The following is a 19,437-nucleotide window of genomic DNA, read 5'->3' on the forward strand; positions in this document are numbered from 1 at the left end:
ATATAAGCAAAATTCTAATACAGAACCCAATTCAAACTACTTATACCCCATTACTATAGTTCCTTAAACTCAATCTCTTAAAATAAATATTTTTTTCAAAAGTATACTACAAATTATTTCCCTAAATTAGGTACAATTTGAAACAACAATCCGATTACTGTAATGCTCATAATGATGATGGTCGCCTTCTTTGTTGAAAGGGCTTCAATACTTTTTACAGCCATAATCATAATCGCCAATTTCCAAATATTAAATATATCAAACGCCGTTAAAAGGGTATAGAGCGGTTTGCCCAGCTGATTAATATCTAGTAGAACCGCTGGCGAAAAGGTCAACACATCCAAGCTTAACGCCATGGCGATTAAACCTGCAATTGCAGACCCAACCAATGGTATAAAGTAGATATAGAGAGATGCACTAAAAATTTTCTTTATAGAACCTTCTCCACTAAAAAAAGTCGATATGCCATGCGTAATCAGAGCCATGATAAATGTCCCTACGACGACACCTACACCGGACAATAAGACTGTGCCTTTTGCAATATTTTCACTCATGCCTTTGAGACCATCTAGAGGAATCGGTAATCCCTGTGCCTTATAAGCATTTACCAAGGCCACTCTTTGAAATTCCACAAGAAAATCGTAGCTCATATAGGTGATCGCTGCCGTAAAAACAATCACTAAAATCATTGGAATCAGTATTTTAGGGCTTCTATTGATGTCCAAAATAACCTCTTGTGGCTTTGTAAATATGCCAATAATGCGCTGAAATTGTCCCATTTCTGGTTGAAAACTCGGCTGATTGTCAATAATCAACTCTTCTTTTTCTCGATCTTTAAATTCACTCATTTTACCCCTCCTGCAATAATAGGGAGACCTTAGTCCCCTCATATATATTTTATTCGTACCTTAAAGCTTCAATAGGATCTAATTTAGCCGCTTGATTCGCTGGATAGAGTCCAAAGAATATGCCCACACCTGCTGAAAAAAGCCAAGCAATCATAACCGCATTCATAGGTACAATTGGCGGCAAACTGAGTTTAGAAGCCACAAGCATCGCTACACCAGCACCAATCAGAGTCCCCACAACGCCTCCTATTAAAGATATGATAATCGCTTCCACAAGAAACTGCATCAAGATATCCTTACGTCTTGCCCCAAGCGCTTTTCTAATGCCAATCTCTCTGGTTCTCTCCGTAACTGAAACCAACATGATGTTCATAACACCGATCCCTCCAACCAAGAGCGATATTGCCGCAATGGCACTGATAATACCTGTGAGCACACCTGTTACCGTGTTAATGGCTGCCATTTCACTTTCAGCACTGTAAAGTCTGTATATTTCTGGACTGCTGTGATGTCTTTGAGAGATCAAATTTTTGACATCCTCTTGTAATTTATCTTTATCCGTTTCTTTTTTAGTATTGATCTCCGCCTGATATACCAAGTCCCCTAATCCATTCATTTTACTTAGAGTCGAATAGGGAATATAAATGGTTGGTGTACTATTGCCACCAGAGAACAAAGAACTCTTTGGCGCTTCTTGAATCCCAATGATTACAAAGGTCAATTTCTGATTATAGAAACTGAGGGATAGTTTCTCCCCAAGCACATCCGTTTTACCAAAGATATCTTTTGCAAACTGAGCATCGATTATGGTGACATACCTTGAAGAAACCATGTCATTTTTAAAGATAAATCGACCTGCCTCTAATTTAATTTGCTGAATTTTATTGTATTCTTCATTGACACCAGCCACATCTACCGAAACGCCTTTATCATTCTTCTTTTGCGTTTTTTGAATCAATGTCATCGTTTCGGAATAACTTGGCGATATGCCTTCAATATCCTCTGCGAGCACTTTTCTAAGTGCATCTAAATCATCAAGGGTCATTAAATCTCTTGAATTAATTTCCTCACTCCAATTGTGATAGAGAAAAAGTCTATTGACACCAAAACTTTCAAATTCCTTATTTATCGCCGCTTCACCACCATTCCCAATGGCAAATACTGCAATAACAGAGGCGATTCCTATGATAATTCCAAGCATTGTAAGCAGGGATCTCATCTTATTGACAAAAATCGCATTGAGGGCAATTCTAACGCTTTCTAAAAAATTCATAGCCTTGCCCCTTTCTGTTCATGTCTGATATCATTGATGATCTTTCCATCTTTAAAAGTAACCACTCTCTTGGCTTGATCTGCAATTTCAGTTTCATGCGTTACCAGTATGATGGTTGCACCTTCTTCATTCAAAGCTCTAAAAATGCCCATTATTTCATCTGTAGAATGCGAATCCAAGTTTCCTGTTGGCTCATCTGCAAGTATAATCGCAGGACTATTGACAAGTGCTCTGGCAATGGCTACTCTTTGCTTTTGACCACCAGATAATTCATTGGGCTTATGATGCATCCGATCCCCAAGTCCCACTCTTTCCAGTGCATTTTCCGCTTTTATCAACCGCTCTTTTCTCGGATGCTTCGCGTAAATCATCGGGAGCTCTACATTGTGTAATGCAGAAGTTCTCGGTATTAAATTGAAAGATTGAAAAACAAATCCGATTTTTAGGTTCCTTATTTCAGCAAGTTTTTCTGGATGCATGGTCTCCGTTTGAACACCATCGAGTGTATAATGCCCCGAAGTAGGCTTATCCAAACACCCAATAATATTCATCAATGTGGATTTACCTGAGCCAGATGCCCCAATAATGGCGACGAAATCCCCTTTCTCCACATGTAAATCCACATCATTCAAAGCTTTAACTTGTATAGAACCTGTGTCATAAAACTTGCTAAGGTTCTTAATTGTTATCATTATTTGCCCTCTCCTAACACATTGACTGCTACACCTTCTTCAATATCAATAGATGGACTTAAAATAAGTTGGTCGCCTTCTTTGATTTCTTCAGATTTAACTTCAACAGATAGATCACCTTGTACACCCATTTCAATTTTGACTTTATGTGCTTTTCCATCTACTAATTTGATTACATAGACATCATCTTCAATATTGAGTAAAGTTTCATAAGGAACAACAGTCGTTTCATTCGATTTGGCGTATTCAATTTCCAAATCTGCCGTAAATTTAGGTTTGAAATCTGTTTTACCATCAAAATCCACTTTTACAAGAACACTTTTTTCCGTGGATTGACCCGCTTGTGTCACTTCTGCTGAACTGCCCACAAAGCTCACTTTTCCCGTGTATTCTTTATCTCCAACGCCGTATCCTGTGATTTTTACTGGCATGCCTATCGCTATTTTATTGATATCATACTCACCAATATGTGCTAATACTTCTAGATCGTCTACCGTTTCTATAATCGCTACAGGCGTTCCTTCAACAGTCATATCGTATTTTTTGATATCTACTTTTGTGACTATTCCAGCCATTGGTGTCTTTATCGTCCCTTTTTCCTTTTGCAGGCGCAAATCATCATATTCGTTTTTTGCATTTTCTGCGGTCAGCTGCAGCACCTTGCTATTGCCTGACTTATTACTTTTAGAATTGACGGCTTCCATATAAGTATCGTATGCCAAATCCAACTTTTGTTTCGAAAGATCTAAGTCCTTTTGACTTAAAACACCAGTTGTAAACATCGTTTTTGAATCTTCATAATCCTTTTCGGCATTGGTGTATGCAGTCTTCGCACTTTTCACAGAAGCATCTAAACTGCTGTAATTAATAGCGTTCTCATAGTTGATTTGAGCGATTTCCCACTGCACTTTTGAAGTCTTTATCCTTTGATCAAGTTTTTCAGTATCCATTTCTACAATGGCTTGCCCCTCAGTAACGACATCACCTTCTTCAACAAGGACTTGGGTAACGATCCCAACAACCTCCGAATAAATTTTAGCACTGGCTTTTGCTTCTACATTCCCCTTTGTTGTAATGGTCGAGGATAGATCTGCCATTTCAACGGGAGTAGTATCCACATAGATCGCCTCAGTTCCAGACTCTTGCGCTTGTGACTTCGATTTAGATGTGGCTGCAATTACCAATGCCACAATAATAATAATAATACCGAGAATCACAAAGTATTTTTTCTTGCCTTTCATTATTTTGCTCCTTCCAAATGATATGCATGATTGCTTTTGTTGTTGTTAATCTTAAGTTTATATTAAATATAATAAAATTTCATAAACACTAGATTAAAAATGCATTAAAAAAACTTGTAGAGGCCGTAGCTTCCACAAGTTCAATAAAATGCTTTTTTTTATTTTGTATAATTAAACATCAGTTTAATCAATTCTTCCATCTTTTCTTTATCTACCGTTTGATCTTCTATAAAGCAGTGCGATGCGTGTTCTTCCATAACAGCTAATCCAACTTTATGAATAGACTGCTTTATAGCGGCTATTTGGATTAGAACTTCATCACACCCTTTATCATTTTCAATCATATTTTCAATGCCTTGAATATGGCCTTTAATCGTTTTGAGCCGATTGATGATTTTTTTCTTAGATTCTGGTGTTGACATTATAATCCTCCATCTCATTATTCATAGAAATTATTATAACAGATTCTCCTACTTTGTCAAAATTAGATAAACAAACTCATATTAGAATCTTCTGCCGCACCTAACATCGAAGCCACACCACCAAATTCAACACCATCAATTAACTCTTCTGCAGTGATGCCCATGAGGTCCATACTCATGTTACAAGCCACCATTCTAACGCCATTTTCTTGAGCCATTTTGAGCATATCTTCTATGGAATCTACATTGTGTTTCTTCATGACCATGCGGATCATACTTGAGCCCATGCCCATCATGTGCATTTTAGAAAGTTTAAGTTTTGTCGTGCCTCTTGGCATCATGGCGCTGAACATTTTACTGATAAAATCCTTTTTAACCGAAACCTTTTCAGATTTTCTCAGTATATTGAGTCCCCAGAAAGTGAAGAATAAAGTGACTTTTTTACCCATGGATGCCGCCCCATTTGCAATAATCATCGTTGCAATTGCCTTATCAAGATCTCCACTGAACACAACCATGGTTTTATCATCTTTAGCCACAACTTCTGTATTGCCATGGGTGACTGCTTTCTTTTTGCCTTTTCTAATGCGTGCAAAAAACGCTTTATCTTCTTTACCTGAATCAATAAGTGTATTACCTGTCTTTTCGCACCATACGCCGATATCGTTCATAAAACCGGGGTCTGTTGCTTTTACCTCTAAGATATCTCCAGAATTCATAAGTTCAATGGACTTATGAACCTGCATGATTGGTCCAGGACATTGAAGTCCACAGGCGTTGAGTTTAATCGTTTCAGCATTTGCAGCTGAAATCTCTTCCAAATCTTCAACATCTCCAAACTCTGACACGTGAACATCCTCACCGAGTAATGTCCCGCCGCACTTAGAGGCATCATCTTGGCAGAATACAACCGAATAAGTTGTGTAACCCCCCATTAAATTGTAGACTTTATCAAATCCATTTTGTTCTAACATTCGGGCCGCTGCATAGCCCCGAATGCCCACTGCACAATAGACGACTATTTTCTTCGACTTATCCAGCTCAATCATTCTCGTTCTGAGATCATCCACTGGAATGTTAATGGAGTTTTCAATGTACCCCATATCTCTTTCAAGTGGGGCCCTAACATCTAAAATGACCACATCCGAGCCAATGTTTTCAAATTCATGCCATTGAAATGGTTTTGTTATACCCTTTAAGATATTCTCGCCCACAAATCCAGCCATGTTGACAGGATCTTTCGCTGACGAATAAGGCGGCGCATATGCGAGCTCAAGTTCTGTTAAATCAAAAACAGTAGCGCCAAAGCGAATTGCAGTTGCGATAACATCAATTCGCTTTTCCACACCGTCATAGCCGATGTTTTGAGCACCAAGTACCTTGCCATCCATGCCAAAGATTAATTTCAAAGTCATCGGAATTGAACCCGGATAGTAACCCGCATGTGAACCCGGATGAATAATTGTCGTGTAGTAATCTTTGCCGTAGACTTTGCCATCACGTTTCAAACTCTTTTCATTAACGCCTGTTGAAGATACGGTTAAATCAAATACTTTTGCAACGGAGGTCCCTTGAGTCCCTTTATAGGAAACGTTTTTACCCGCTATATTATCTGCACAGATTCGGCCTTGTTTATTAGCAGGGCCCGCTAGAGGAATCATCGTCTTTTGACCACTTATAAAGTCAACCACTTCCACAGCATCTCCTATGGCATAGATGTTTGGATCAGAGGTGAGGAGTTTATCACTTACAACAATCCCGCCACGGCTATTCATTTCTAGACCTGCTGCTTTGGCGAGCTCACTTTGAGGTCTCACACCAATAGAGAGCATAACGATGTCCGCTTCCACAATTTTGCCACTCTGAAGTTTTACTTTTGTGAGGCCATTATGATATTCGAAAGACTGAACACCATCTCCAAGATATAGATTGACTTTCTTTTGTTTCATATGGCGGTGAACGATTTGTGCCATTTCAAAATCAACTGGTGCCATAACTTGATCTGCCATTTCAACAACGGATACTTCCATACCACGATCATGAAGGTTTTCTGCCATTTCAAGTCCAATAAACCCACCCCCGATAACCACAGCTTTTTGAGGTTTGGTATGGTCCACATAAGATTTGATTCGATCTACATCTGGAATGTTCCAAAGTGTAAAGATATTTGGAGCATCTATGCCTGGAATAGGCGGTTTAAGTGGTGTTGATCCCGGTGAAAGCACGAGTACATCATAGGACTCTTCGTACTTTCTATTATTTGCAATATCATTTACCGAAACGGTCTTCTTTTCACGATCAATTGAAAGCACTTCATTTTGAACTCTGACATCGATGTTAAACCGTGCCTTCATACCTTCCGGTGTCTGCACTAGAAGCGCACTTCTCTCTTCGATGGCTCCACCGATATAGTAAGGTAATCCACAGTTTGCAAAAGAAATGTATTCTCCTCTTTCAAACATGATAATTGCCGCATTTTCATCCATTCTTCTCATTCTTGCAGCAGTACTCGCGCCACCTGCTACGCCACCAACAATTAAAATCTTCTTCATAATAAACCTCCAAATTAAGTTATTAACCCGTTTGAGTACCAAAGCGTATACGCTGTCCACTTCGCTACCTTCGTGACCTTCCGTATCATAGATTGTGATAAATATAACAAATCGTTGCGAAGTTGAACATCTCCCCGATCCTACGCCAGGGGGGTCAAATTTAAAAAAAATAAAAAAGAGCCCCTTAGGACCCTTTTAAAGTGATTAGAGTCCTAAAAGTTCATCTAATTTTGCTTTATTAAAGCCTTGAATCACTTCGTCTTCCACATAGATTACTGGAACGCCCATGAAGCCTTTAGACATCAATTCTTTTCTCGCTTCAATGTCGTCAGAGACGTTTCTTTCTTCGTATGCAACACCTTTTTCAGTTAAATATTCTTTTGCCATAGTACAATAACCACATGTATTACTAGAAAATACGACTACTTTTTTGCTCATAATGTTATCCTCCAAATCTTATTTAACACCTAGAGCCATATCTAAGTGCTCTGATATAAAAGCCGCGTGTCAGTATGAAACTTGAATAATCAATCTCGAACCCGCCGAATTTTTCGACGTTTTCCTGACTTACCAAAACCTTTATACCCTCAATAATTTCAATATAATCATTTTCATATTGTTCATCCTGAACAATGTCAAAGACTGGACCACCTCATCCTATGCCTCTGATACTGATACGAAATCCATTATTTTCTTTTTTAAGAATCTCGCCTTTAAATTTTTGTACGGCTTTGTCTGTGACTGTGATTTTCATCATAGCCTCCAATCATTCCCCCTGTTAGGGGGTGGTTTACCTTAATGATACCCTTCTCCCATTTACTTGTCAACCTTAAAATGTGTATCATTTTTGTGAACGGGATCAAAGCGTATACTCAGTCCGCTTCGCTACCTTCGTAACACTTGCACAATCCTATCGGATTGCATTCAGTGGGAGTTTGGACTCCCACTGAATTAGGAATATGAACCCCCACTTCTCAAAGTGGGGGACATCTCCTCAAGGGTTATACACAGTTTTTCCACAATACCGTCTTCGCCATTAAAAAATTAGAATTGTCGAAGTTTTGTGATGAATTTACGCTTTGTTAACTTGCTGTAAAGTTTAAACGAACGTTTCTTAACATTAGCCTGCTTTTTATTCATATGTTACCCCTTTTTAGGCAATCAAACACCGCTTTGATCTCATGACGAAAATCATAAAGTTCGGTTATGCACATTATCCACAATTTTATCCACAGGCATTATCCCATTATTCACAAGTTGATTTTTAATAAGTCTAAAGGTATGATAGATGTAGTAATATTAGGAGGTAAAAATGTGGCGAACTAGAGGTCATCGTGGAGATGCTCTTGAAGATTTACTCGATATGACTCACCAATACTATCATCAACTCAAACTCTGCAGAATCGATAAAATTAGTACCCCTATAAAGGTGGTTGCCATTGATGATATGGGAATGATCACCAAAGCCTTTTTTGAAAAAAAATCAACGGTGGACTTTCTAGGGATCATACAAGGGGTCTGTGTGGCCTTTGACACTAAAGAAACCAATCTTAAAAGCTTACCGCTCAACAATATACACGCACATCAAATCGAATACATGGCAGATATAGAAGGTCAAGGTGGACTTGCTTTTATTATTGTTCATTTTAAGTTCAACGACACCTTTTATTTAGTGCCCTATGAGATCATTAGAAACTATGTCTCATCTGACAAAAGACGTTCAATTCCTTATAAATCAATGATAGCGCGATTTGAAATCAAACGCGAGCGTGGCGGTTCTATTTTAAATTATATGCCAACGCTCAATGAATACGTCAAATACAAAACCGAAACTTTAGGAGGTCCAGAAAATGAAAGCTTATAAAGTAAACAGTTTTACACATCATGGAAATGGCGGCAATCCAGCGGGTGTTGTCTTATTAGATACCCCTCTTGATGATGTCTCTAAACAAAAGATTGCTAAAGCTCTAGGCTACTCGGAAACGGCTTTCGTTTTAAAGTCCGATGGAGAGCGTGAAGATTTTTCCGTGACTTTTTTTACACCTACAGAAGAAGTGCCACTTTGCGGACATGCGACGATTGCTGCATTTCATGTCCTCAACACTTTGCACCTTCTGCCTAAGCGCTATCTCGTTCAAAAGACTAAAGCAGGCCTCCTTAAAATCGAAATTGAAGAGGGCTCAAGTATGATCTATATGGCTCAAACAACGCCTAAAGGGGAATCCCTATCCGAACTCTCTAAAGAGACATTGAGTGCGATATTCTCCATTTCTGACGAAGATATGACTTGTTATTATGACGCCTATTCTCATCAAATTCAATTGCATGCAGAAATTTGGGATACTGGGCTCAGAGATATACTTATGCCCATAAAAAATAGAGCACAACTCAATGCGCTATCTGTGGATTTTAAAAAGCTCTCCGCATTATCGGCTTCTGAAAATGTGGTCGGTGTTCATGCTTTCACCTCTGAAAACAATCAAATTTACGCACGCAATTTTGCACCCCTTTATGGCATTGATGAAGAATCTGCAACGGGCACATCCAATGGCGCTCTTACAGGGTATCTCTATCACCATATTCGGCTCAATGGATTTGGTAAAATGAAATCCTTAGAGCTCAAAATCCTTCAAGGCGAAAGCATGGGGCTCACAAGTGAAATTCACACCAAATGCCATGTACACGAAAGCAGTTCTCCTGAAATTTGGGTGGGCGGTTGTGCTCAAATAGATCAAACTATAGACGTTGAGGTGTAAGCCTAAACTCGTACATGGGTTCAAATTTTTTCGAATCTTCAAAATAAATGAGTCCCATGTAGTGAAATCCTAGCTTATCTAATATTTTAATCGACCTGATATTGCCGCCTTCAACACCCGCAATGATTCGGTCGATTTTTATGTGCTCATGTGCATAATTGAGACAGGCTTCAGCAGCCTCTGTGGCATAACCATTTCCCCATGCATCAGGCAAAAAGTGAAAAACCAATTCGATGGAACTCTCCTGTTCTCTAACTTGATGAAAAGCATTAAAACCACAAGCACCGATAATATCACCGCTACTCTTTAGTGTAACCGCCCAGTGCTGGTAACCCTTTTTGATCTGATGATCGATGCCCTTTTTAATGGATTCTAAAACGGCTTCACGTGACATAGGTGTGGCAAGGCCGATGTGTTTAATGACTTCTGGGTTACCCCAAAGTGCGACGCCATAAGGCACATCCTCAAGCGTCCAAGTTCTAAGAATCAATCTTTCTGTCTCTGTAATAATCATATGCTTTCACCTCATTTATGTATCGTTAATTAATTTTAACATGCTTTGGGATTGATTTATACTGTAGAATATGTTTTAATGTTGGTATCAAATGAATATTTTAGCTAGGAGTGCTGCTAAACGGGCAGCTGAGAAAAAGAACCCATTCTTTTATCCTCGTACCTGATCCAGATAATACTGGCGTAGGAAAGCTTGCAGATCTCTTATTTAAAGAGGCACAACAAGCATTGACTGCGGTCGATGCTTTTTATTTTTTTGTATAAATCGTTAGAGTGTCAAAAGTCAAAAGTTGAACAACCCTCTAACCCTAAAAGACTCATTATAAAAAGGAGGCACTATGAGCAACAGAGGTTATACCACACAAATGGATGCTGCAAAAAAAAGGATCGCAACACCTGAAATGCAAAAGGTGGCTGCCTATGAAGGCATTGAAATTGAAGCACTCATGGCACTTATGGCGAAAGGTAGAATTGTCATCCCCGCTAATATTAATCACACCGCACTTACCCCTATGGGTGTTGGTGAAGGTTTAAAAACCAAAATCAATGTCAACTTAGGCATCTCAAAAGATTCAAATGATTATGCTGTAGAAATTTCAAAAGCAAAAAAAGCCATTGAACTCGGGGTTGAAGGGATCATGGATCTGAGCAATTACGGCAAAACGCGTGAATTCAGAACCGATCTCATCGGCTTTTCCTCTGCAATGATCGGAACAGTTCCCGTATATGACGCACTGGGTTTTTACGACAAAGAACTCAAAGACATCGAAGCGCATGAATTTTTAGAAGTGGTCGAGCAACACGGCAAAGATGGTGTGGACTTCGTTACAATCCACGCGGGCATCAATCAATATACTGCAAAGACCTTTATAAACAATCCACGCCTTATGAACATCGTCTCCAGGGGGGGCTCACTGATGTTCGCTTGGATGAGACTTAACAATAGAGAAAACCCATTCTTTGAATACTTCGATGCTCTACTGGATATCTGTGCAAAATACGATATGACATTGAGTCTTGGTGATGCCATGAGACCAGGAGGACTTGCAGATGCCACTGATGCCAGCCAAATCCAAGAACTGCTCATCTTAGGTGAACTCACTCAAAGAGCATGGGCTAAAAACGTACAGGTCATGATTGAAGGCCCTGGGCACATGGCCATCGACGAGATTGAAGCCAATGTCATCCTTGAAAAGAAATTATGTCATGGTGCACCCTTCTATGTATTAGGCCCACTGGTAACGGATGTCGCGCCAGGGTATGATCACATCACTGCCGCAATAGGCGGAGCCATAGCAGCCAGTAAAGGCGCTGATTTCCTCTGTTATGTTACACCGGCAGAACATTTAAGACTCCCTACACTTGAAGATATGGTGGAAGGCATAATGGCTTCTAAAATTGCCGCACATGCGGGTGATATCGGTAAAAAAGTGAAAAATGCAAAAGCATGGGATAATGCAATGAGTCATGCACGTCAGCAACTGGACTGGGATAAAATGTTTGAACTTGCCCTTGACCCTGAAAAAGCGCGTCTTTACCGAAAAGGTACAAATCCAGAAGATGAAAAAACGTGTACCATGTGCGGTAAAATGTGTGCTGTGAGAACACTTAACAAAGTTTTAAACGGTGAAGATCTCAACATTTTAAGAGCATAATGACGAACATAACGGAGGTATTCTGATGAAATCAACTCAAAAATTAACGTACTCGGGCGTATTGATCGCACTTGGTGTGGTAACAGGTTCACTCTTCTATATCCCTATTGGCGTCGCAAAAGCATTCCCCATACAGCATTTGATCAATGTGGTATCCGCCGTGTTACTTGGCCCAGTATGGGCGATCGGCAACGCCTTTTGCATTTCACTTCTGAGAAACATTATGGGCACAGGCAGCCTTTTAGCCTTCCCAGGCAGTATGATCGGCGCATTACTTGCGGGTATACTCTTTCATAAAACCCATAAAATGCACTTTGCACTTTTGGGCGAAGTCTTTGGCACAGGCGTATTGGGTGCACTCCTTTCTTATCCCATTGCGAAAAGCTTGCTCGGCATCGACAAAGGGGCCTTCTTTTTCGTAGCACCTTTTATGCTCAGTACAATTGCGGGAAGTCTAATCGCCTATGCCATGTTAAAAGCACTTTCTTATACGCCGCTGCTCAAGGTGCCTCATGAAAAAGCCTAAATTATTAATCATTGCTGGATCAGATCCCACATCCGGCGCGGGGATACAATCTGACTGTCTCACAGCCTTTTCACTTGGTGTTTATCCGATGACGGTGACAACCTCTGTTACAAGTCAAAATGATCTTGGCGTCATCGACAGATACGATCTCCCAAGCGAAGTCATCGCCTCTCAACTCGAGGGGCTTTTATCACGTTTTGACTTTGATGCCGTCAAAATCGGCATGATCGGCTCTGTAGAAGCTTTGCAAACCCTTGTGCTCCTCTTAAAAAAATACAAACATAAGCTGCCCTTTATACTGCTAGACCCTGTACTAAAAGCCTCAAATTCAGCTTATTTAGGTGAAAACAATCTCAGCAAAGCCATTAAGCAAGAGCTCATGCCACTCCTTGCGCTTGTAACACCCAATTTGGATGAGTACGACTTATTGTTCGAAATAGAACATTCAGAGGCGCCACCAACTCGAATTGCATCCTATTATGAATCCACTTTGAACTTACCCTCTGTTAAAGACCTTGGCTGTGCCCTTTTATTAAAAGGTGGTCATTTTTCTGATGAGGCCACCGACTTCTTTATAGAATCGCCAAACAAACCCCCTGTGAAATTTTCAGCACCACACATTGAAGCCCCTTTCACCCACGGGACCGGATGCACGTTATCTACAGCCATCTGTGCCTATGTTTTGAGGGGTGATCCCTTAGAAGAAGCCATCAGAAAGGCCAAAGCTTATCTGTTTTCAGGGCTTTCTGATCCTGTGCACCTTGGCAATAACTATGGTGCCATCAACAAATGGAGGTGACCTTACACTTATGATGTCCTCAAAAAAAATCATTCACGTCATCACCAATGACGTCACAAGGCAATTCGTTGCAGATACAATCACTGCAGTTGGGGCTTCTCCTATCATGTCAGAAACGCCAGAAGAATACGCCTCTATCTACGCTAAAATCAATGCTTCGGTGATCAATCTGGGCATGGTCAGCTTAGAAAAACAAAAGGTGATCCACACTGCATGTTCTGAAGCAAGTCATCATGGCGTTCCAATGGTCGTCGATCTGGTTGGCATCCATTTTAGCGCTTATCGAAAGCGTTTTGCATTAGAACTTCTAAATCAGTATGAGTTTGCGGTTATAAAAGGACACTATGATGAAATTTCTGCTTTGGACTCAACATTACATTCAGAATCTTTCGAGGCTTCAAAGCCTATGACCCTAGAGCTTATTCAAACGGTTTCTAAAATGTATCCCAAGGCCATTATGGTTGCAACAGGCGCTACTGATTATATAGGTCAAAATGGTCACATCATGACGATATCGGGGGGGTCTTGTCTATTGCCAAAAGTTTCTGGAACGGGTTGTGTACTTTCAGGATTATTTGGCGTCTGCCTTGCAACGCAACCACAGCCTCAAACTTCGGAACACAAGCCACTTCCGATGGTCTCTCAAATTAAAAATTTATGTAAAGCCTATAAAGAGGCATCTATCAAAGCAGAATACTCATCTAATAATAGGTTAGGCCAATTTAAAATAGATTTAATCTCCGAATTATCTGAAATAGAGGTTCTATTATGAATACTAATATGAATACAAAAAAACTCTACTTGATCACCAACGCAAGCCCCTTTGATCGACAGCTTAAAATTTTGAAAAAAGTCATGCCCCTAGGGATTGATTATCTTCAATATCGTCAAAAATCAATGCCCTGGGAACAGGCACTTGATGAAATCCATCAGTTGTCTATGCTCTGTCATTTATTTGAGGTGCCTTTGATCATCAACGATAGACTTGATGTGGTTACCCTAACCGATGCTCAGGGCATACATCTTGGCGAAGAGGATTTGCCTGTGAAATACGTGAGGCGGCTTGGTCGTCCTAATTTGATCATAGGTGCCACCGCTAAAACACCCGAACGCGCTGCTTTGTGTGAAAACGCTGGAGCGGACTATCTCGGTGTAGGTGCCTTTTATCAGTCTTCCACAAAGAACAACGCCAAATTGATATCTATAGAGACACTCAAAGCAATCCGAAGTGCTGTTACAATTCCCATCTTTGGGATCGGTGGCTTAACCCCTGAAAATACTACGGCTTCTATATGGGAATACGTGGATGGTTTTGCAGTGTCTGACGCGGTTTTTTCAAATGCTGACCCCGTCGATGTAGTAAAACATTTTAAAATGCTTTAAGATGTCTTTTTTCAAAGTCTAAGGGATATGCTATAATAAAAACACACATAAACGATCATTGTAAAGGGGTTTCTATGAAGAAAATATTAGAAAACGACTGGAAAGATTTGCTATCTCTAGAATTTGAAAAAGATTACTATCAAAATTTGAGGCAGTTTTTAATCCATGAGTATAAAACACAGACGATTTATCCATTAAAAGAGGATCTCTATAATGCGTTTCGATTAACAGCTTACAAGGATGTGAAAGTGGTCATCCTAGGGCAAGATCCCTACCATGGTGCTGGCCAAGCTCACGGACTCTGTTTTTCGGTTTTAAAAGGGGTTAAGACGCCACCTTCGCTGGTAAATATCTATAAAGAACTGGCACGTGATCTCGGCTGTAAAATCCCAACACATGGCAATCTGATCTCCTGGGCGGAACAGGGGGTCTTGCTGCTCAACACGGTTTTAACCGTTCGTGCTGGCGAAGCCAATTCGCATCGCAATAGAGGATGGGAAACCTTCACAGATGAAGTGATTTCTTTATTGAACAAACGTGAAGACCCTATTATCTTTATGCTCTGGGGCAATCCTGCACAAGCTAAGATCAACCGGATCACAAATCCTCAACACCTCATTCTAAAGTCAACACATCCAAGTCCCTTGTCCGCACACAGAGGTTTTCTAGGGTGTGGCCATTTTTCGCAGGCAAATGCGTTTTTAGAAAGTCGCGGACTCACGCCTATAGATTGGCAGATCGTATAAAAAAAATCACCCCTAAAGAGATGACAAACCCTTTCGGTTAGCCCCTCTTTGCGGGTGATTTTCTCTGTTAATAATGTCTTCAAAAAAGGATTAAAGGACCCTACCCTCTGATGAAATGGTCACTTCCGTATAAGGCACAATACACTGTGCTTTGAGCATGGCTTGTCTTACAGCTTGAATCATCCCCCCACAGCAAGGTACTTCCATTCGCACTACTGTGATACTTTTGATATCATTTTCAGAAAGGATCTGTGCAATTTTATCCGTATTGTACTGGTTATCATCCAGTTTTGGACATCCGATTACAGTGACTTTGCCCTTGATGAAATCTCTGTGGAAATCACCATACGCAAAAGCCGTACAATCTGCTGCAATAAGCAAATCTGCATCTTTAAAATAAGGTGCATTTGGACTCACAAGTCTAAGTTGCACTGGCCACTGCATGAGTTCAGATCCAATCAAGCCAATCGATGCAACAGGTTCATGCTTTACCTGTTGCGAAGTCAACACGCCAAGGGATTCTATTTGTGCAGTTCTCTGAATGGATTTCGAAGCAGTTCCTGGACAACCACATGCTAAAGGTTCAAGGTTCTTTTTATCAGAGGCCTCATTTGATTTGGCTTTAATATTTTTCCTTGAGGGATCAAATTGATCCGTCTCTTTTTCCACCACATGAATCGCATCCACAGGACACTTAGGCAAACACATCCCTAGTCCATCACAGTACGACTCGCTCACAAGTTTCGCTTTGCCGTCTATAATTTCAATTGCGCCTTGCATACAAGCCCCTGCACATAATCCACAACCTACACATTTTTCTTCATTTATCTCAATGACATTTCTTTTCATTTGCGCCTCCTGATCCTCTTTGATTTATACCCTTATTATAAAGGGGGCTGCGCTTATAGTATGTAACATATGTTACGTTTTGACTAAATATACATACTCGCTCCTGAGAATACTCAGTCCGCTCCGCTACCTTCGTAACCCGTTCACAAGCTTGTCAGCTTGCAATCAGTGGCAGTTCAGCCACTGATTTGGGCCCTTCGTAGCACGTTTTGACTACAGATACATACTCGCTCCTGAGAATACTCAGTCCGCTCCGCTACCTTCGTAACCCGTCTGCAAGCTTGTCAGCTTGCAATCAGTGGCAGTTCAGCCACTGATTTGGGCCCTTCGTAGCACGTTTTGACTACAGATACATACTCGCTCCTGAGAATACTCAGTCCGCTCCGCTACCTTCGTAACCCGTCTGCAAGCTTGTCAGCTTGCAATCAGTGGCAGTTCAGCCACTGATTTGGGAAGAAGCTCTAGCTTCTTCCCACGGGTTATATGCTCATATCATTATAAATTTCATGTTTTTCAGTTTGATTGTATTGCTCTCGTTTTATTCTTATAGTTTCAATCGGAATGATAGCGCGATCGACGCCGCCGATGACTCTAGCGGGAATGCCCACTGCTGTGGATTCTGTTTTGGTATCCTTTAGGACCACAGAGCCTGCACCCACTTTACTGCCCGCTGCTATATGGATCGGTCCTAATATTTTAGCACCAGCACCGATCACAACGCGATCTCCTATCGTTGGATGTCTCTTTCCAGTATCTTTCCCTGTACCGCCTAAAGTTGCACCTTGATATATGGTCACATAGTCGCCTATGATTGTGGTTTCGCCAACAACCACACCCATGCCGTGATCTATAAAAAGCGCATGACCGATAGTTGCCCCTGGATGAATCTCTATACCTGTGAAAAGCCTGGAGGTTTGGGAAATTAATCTTGCCATAAAAAAGAGTTTGTGTTCATATAAAAAATGGGATGCTCTATAAGCTGCCACTGCGTGTACGGATGGATATAGCAGCATCACTTCTAAATAGCTTCTTGCCGCTGGGTCACTATTCAATATATTGTCCAAATGACGCTTTATTCTTGAAAACATCAGCTACCTCCTAAAATACGTTATTCGAAATGTATTTCTCACCGCCATCTGGCGATAGTGTCAACACTTTTTTACCTTTTCCAAGTCTTAATGCAATTTCAAGGGCTGCAACAACTGCCGCTCCAGACGAGATTCCTAGAAATAAACCCTCTTCCTCCATGAGTCTTTTAGTCATTTTGAAAGCATCTTCACTGCTCACTTTTAACACTTCATTGTAGACATTTATTTCTAAAACGTCTGGCACAAAGCCTGCACCAATCCCTTGAATCTTATGAGGCCCTGGCTTATCCCCTGAAAGCACTGACGATTCTACAGGCTCCACCGCAAATACTTCAAGCGATGCATAGTGTTCTTTTAGGCGTTTACCCACACCCGTGATGGTTCCGCCCGTGCCTACGGTTGCGACGAAAGCATCTAAAGCGTCAAAGTCCCGAATGATTTCAACACCTGTTGTCTCATAGTGAATCGCGCTGTTATCGCCATTGTTGAACTGCTGAGGCATATACACATTTGCATCTTCTGCCATTAAAGTCGCTTCTTGAATGGCACCGCTCATGCCCTTTGTGCCATCTGTTAAGATGAGTTCAGCACCATATGCCTTTATAATATTGCGCCTTTCCACACTCATAGTATCCGGCATGACAATTTTCACATCATAGCCTTTCATTTTGCCGATATAAGCAAGTGCAATGCCTGTATTACCACTGGTTGGCTCCACAATGACCATTCCGGGTTTTAAATCGCCTCGTTTTTCTGCCCCTTCTATCATGCCGAGTGCGGGTCTTACTTTAACGCTGCCTGTGACATTAAATCCTTCAAGTTTAACATAAACCGCCGCCATATCCTCTGTTGTTATTTTTTCAAGTTTAACGATTGGTGTGTTGCCCACAAGTGCTCTTACATTTGATTTAATCATTTTATTCATATCCTTCCTATATTGTCAAGCCTAAAATCATTGATTTTTAAGGCTTTGGTTTAAATAGTTACCTCGCTAACCAGAGCTAAAAGTGTAGAACAGTCATGATATCATGTACTGAATAGCTAAAATGGGTACAGCTTAATAAGCATCCGCTTGTAATACTCTATAAAGGCCGTGATTCCTCTGTTTAGCTATGATGGTGAACCTTCCGTGTCTAATGGGATCATGTCCCAACTTCCTTCGTCCCACCTGTTCATACACTGAGTGCCGGCTAAGCTTTCTAACAGGGTCTTGCCCTAAGGAAATAACTACTGCCAGCTACAGCTCTTGTTTTTTAGATTTTGATTTTACTGACCAATTTGATCTTCAAGGATCTGATATTCAGTGGACGCTATACCTTGATTCTCTCAGTTAGTCATATTGCTGATAAAGCACTTATAGCGACTTCATCTCAATCGGGTTGCTTTCCAGAACCCTGCTCGAATCCAGATTTTCTGAATCCCAGCAAGGGTCTGGATTGACAATACTATTTTCTTGTTTCTGTTATGCAGCAACTGCTTTCAGTTTAGTCGGTCTCTTTATATCCGCTTTCAACTTCTTAGGGTCATACACCGTGCCGTTTGTAAGCATTGTGTATATCACACGAAGTACCTTGCAAGCAATGGCTATCAGCGACTGCATCTTTTTAAGTGGATTCTCAAGCCTCGTCGTATAGTACGCATGAAGTTCTTTGAACTCATCCGAATGGACCACTACACACTTAGCAGCCTGGAATAACCAATATCTCAGCCGTTTGCGTCCTCTATGACTAATCTTGGTTCTCCCTTTGTGCTTACCTGAGCTACACGCCACAAGTCCTAAGCCACTCAGCTTTTGTATTTCCTTTACATCATCAAACCGCGATATATCGCCCATCTCTGCCAATATTCCAGAAAGTGTATTACTTCCTATCCCTGATATTTCAAGGATGTTCTCAGCGTGTGGAATTTCCATGCATTTTTGATTCAGTTGTTCCTCTACCTCTGAAAGTTGTTCGTCTAGTTCTATAATTCTTTCGACAAACCACTTTACAGCCATTCTACTGGCATCAGTGCCATCCTTCATGCCAACACTTTTGAGGGCATATTTCATAATCTCCTCAGCTCTGCTATAGCCGCGTCCTCTAAGCTTAGCAT

The 19,437-nt window shown here is 40.8% G+C and carries 20 protein-coding genes and 1 riboswitch; of the genes, 8 read left to right on the top strand and 12 right to left on the bottom strand.

Features of this window, described 5'->3' with window-relative positions; translation table 11 throughout:
• Positions 1 to 113 precede the first annotated feature (113 nt).
• From F3D3_RS03845 to F3D3_RS03875, 7 genes are all read right to left on the bottom strand, one after another.
• A complete protein-coding gene (locus tag F3D3_RS03845; protein WP_069871355.1) occupies positions 114 to 848 on the bottom strand; it encodes a Yip1 family protein in 735 nt (244 codons plus the stop codon).
• Positions 849 to 897: 49 nt separating this feature from the next.
• Positions 898 to 2,121 carry an ABC transporter permease gene (locus F3D3_RS03850; protein ID WP_069871357.1) on the bottom strand — a complete coding sequence of 408 codons (1,224 nt, stop codon included), beginning with the start codon at positions 2,119 to 2,121 and terminating at the stop codon, positions 898 to 900.
• On the bottom strand, positions 2,118 to 2,816 hold the full coding sequence (locus F3D3_RS03855; RefSeq protein ID WP_069871359.1) for an ABC transporter ATP-binding protein: 699 nt from the start codon (positions 2,814 to 2,816) through the stop codon (positions 2,118 to 2,120). The genes F3D3_RS03850 and F3D3_RS03855 overlap by 4 nt, the downstream gene beginning before the upstream one ends.
• On the bottom strand, positions 2,813 to 4,054 hold the full coding sequence (locus F3D3_RS03860) for an efflux RND transporter periplasmic adaptor subunit (protein ID WP_069871360.1): 1,242 nt from the start codon (positions 4,052 to 4,054) through the stop codon (positions 2,813 to 2,815). Before F3D3_RS03860 ends, F3D3_RS03855 begins: the two co-directional genes overlap by 4 nt.
• A gap of 158 nt (positions 4,055 to 4,212) precedes the next feature.
• On the bottom strand, positions 4,213 to 4,476 hold the full coding sequence (locus F3D3_RS03865; RefSeq protein WP_069871362.1) for a metal-sensitive transcriptional regulator: 264 nt from the start codon (positions 4,474 to 4,476) through the stop codon (positions 4,213 to 4,215).
• A 62-nt stretch (positions 4,477 to 4,538) separates the two neighbouring features.
• Positions 4,539 to 7,031 carry an FAD-dependent oxidoreductase gene (locus F3D3_RS03870; RefSeq protein ID WP_175438281.1) on the bottom strand — a complete coding sequence of 831 codons (2,493 nt, stop codon included), beginning with the start codon at positions 7,029 to 7,031 and terminating at the stop codon, positions 4,539 to 4,541.
• Between the two features lie 201 nt (positions 7,032 to 7,232).
• The gene (locus F3D3_RS03875) at positions 7,233 to 7,466 is read right to left on the bottom strand and encodes a glutaredoxin family protein (protein ID WP_069871366.1); all 234 of its coding nucleotides are present in this window, start codon (positions 7,464 to 7,466) and stop codon (positions 7,233 to 7,235) included.
• A gap of 874 nt (positions 7,467 to 8,340) precedes the next feature.
• On the opposite strand from F3D3_RS03875, the gene F3D3_RS03880 reads away from it, so the two are divergent.
• Both F3D3_RS03880 and F3D3_RS03885 read left to right on the top strand, forming a co-directional pair.
• On the top strand, positions 8,341 to 8,892 hold the full coding sequence (locus F3D3_RS03880) for a Holliday junction resolvase RecU (RefSeq protein ID WP_069871367.1): 552 nt from the start codon (positions 8,341 to 8,343) through the stop codon (positions 8,890 to 8,892).
• Positions 8,879 to 9,784 (top strand): PhzF family phenazine biosynthesis protein, encoded by a 906-nt coding sequence (locus F3D3_RS03885; protein WP_069871369.1) that lies wholly within the window; start codon positions 8,879 to 8,881, stop codon positions 9,782 to 9,784. Before F3D3_RS03880 ends, F3D3_RS03885 begins: the two co-directional genes overlap by 14 nt.
• On the opposite strand, the gene F3D3_RS03890 is transcribed toward F3D3_RS03885, so the two are convergent.
• Positions 9,765 to 10,298: a GNAT family N-acetyltransferase gene (locus F3D3_RS03890; protein WP_069871371.1), complete on the bottom strand. Its 534-nt coding sequence runs from the start codon at positions 10,296 to 10,298 to the stop codon at positions 9,765 to 9,767. The genes F3D3_RS03885 and F3D3_RS03890 overlap by 20 nt on opposite strands.
• Before the next feature lie 96 nt (positions 10,299 to 10,394).
• Positions 10,395 to 10,504, top strand: a riboswitch (TPP riboswitch).
• 131 nt (positions 10,505 to 10,635) lie between these two features.
• Here F3D3_RS03890 and thiC point away from each other — a divergent pair.
• The 6 genes from thiC (at position 10,636) to ung (ending at position 15,406) form a co-directional block, all read left to right on the top strand.
• Positions 10,636 to 11,952 carry a phosphomethylpyrimidine synthase ThiC gene (thiC, locus tag F3D3_RS03895; RefSeq protein WP_069871372.1) on the top strand — a complete coding sequence of 439 codons (1,317 nt, stop codon included), beginning with the start codon at positions 10,636 to 10,638 and terminating at the stop codon, positions 11,950 to 11,952.
• A gap of 25 nt (positions 11,953 to 11,977) precedes the next feature.
• Entirely contained in the window at positions 11,978 to 12,478 is a 501-nt protein-coding gene (thiW, locus tag F3D3_RS03900) for an energy coupling factor transporter S component ThiW (RefSeq protein ID WP_069871374.1), read from the top strand.
• The gene (locus tag F3D3_RS03905; RefSeq protein ID WP_069871376.1) at positions 12,465 to 13,277 is read left to right on the top strand and encodes a hydroxymethylpyrimidine/phosphomethylpyrimidine kinase; all 813 of its coding nucleotides are present in this window, start codon (positions 12,465 to 12,467) and stop codon (positions 13,275 to 13,277) included. Before thiW ends, F3D3_RS03905 begins: the two co-directional genes overlap by 14 nt.
• 10 nt (positions 13,278 to 13,287) lie before the next feature.
• Complete coding sequence (locus tag F3D3_RS03910; protein WP_069871377.1) at positions 13,288 to 14,049, top strand: hydroxyethylthiazole kinase; 762 nt, start codon at positions 13,288 to 13,290, stop codon at positions 14,047 to 14,049.
• Positions 14,046 to 14,660 (top strand): thiamine phosphate synthase, encoded by a 615-nt coding sequence (thiE, locus tag F3D3_RS03915; protein ID WP_069871379.1) that lies wholly within the window; start codon positions 14,046 to 14,048, stop codon positions 14,658 to 14,660. The genes F3D3_RS03910 and thiE overlap by 4 nt, the downstream gene beginning before the upstream one ends.
• Before the next feature lie 74 nt (positions 14,661 to 14,734).
• The gene (gene ung, locus F3D3_RS03920; protein ID WP_069871381.1) at positions 14,735 to 15,406 is read left to right on the top strand and encodes a uracil-DNA glycosylase; all 672 of its coding nucleotides are present in this window, start codon (positions 14,735 to 14,737) and stop codon (positions 15,404 to 15,406) included.
• 90 nt (positions 15,407 to 15,496) lie between these two features.
• Here ung and F3D3_RS03925 read toward each other — a convergent pair whose 3' ends face one another.
• From F3D3_RS03925 to F3D3_RS03940, 4 genes are all read right to left on the bottom strand, one after another.
• Positions 15,497 to 16,255, bottom strand: coding sequence for an ATP-binding protein (locus F3D3_RS03925; RefSeq protein WP_069871382.1), 759 nt, complete (start codon positions 16,253 to 16,255; stop codon positions 15,497 to 15,499).
• A 479-nt stretch (positions 16,256 to 16,734) separates the two neighbouring features.
• Positions 16,735 to 17,343 carry a serine O-acetyltransferase EpsC gene (gene epsC, locus F3D3_RS03930; RefSeq protein WP_069871384.1) on the bottom strand — a complete coding sequence of 203 codons (609 nt, stop codon included), beginning with the start codon at positions 17,341 to 17,343 and terminating at the stop codon, positions 16,735 to 16,737.
• Positions 17,344 to 17,353: 10 nt separating this feature from the next.
• Positions 17,354 to 18,259: a cysteine synthase A gene (gene cysK, locus F3D3_RS03935; protein ID WP_069871425.1), complete on the bottom strand. Its 906-nt coding sequence runs from the start codon at positions 18,257 to 18,259 to the stop codon at positions 17,354 to 17,356.
• Positions 18,260 to 18,805: 546 nt separating this feature from the next.
• Positions 18,806 to 19,437: transposase (locus F3D3_RS03940; RefSeq protein WP_139132007.1), on the bottom strand; the 632-nt coding region annotated here is incomplete at its 5' end.

The sequence above is a fragment of the Fusibacter sp. 3D3 genome, from assembly GCF_001748365.1.
In the GTDB taxonomy this organism is placed as follows: Bacteria; Bacillota; Clostridia; order Peptostreptococcales; family Acidaminobacteraceae; genus Fusibacter_A.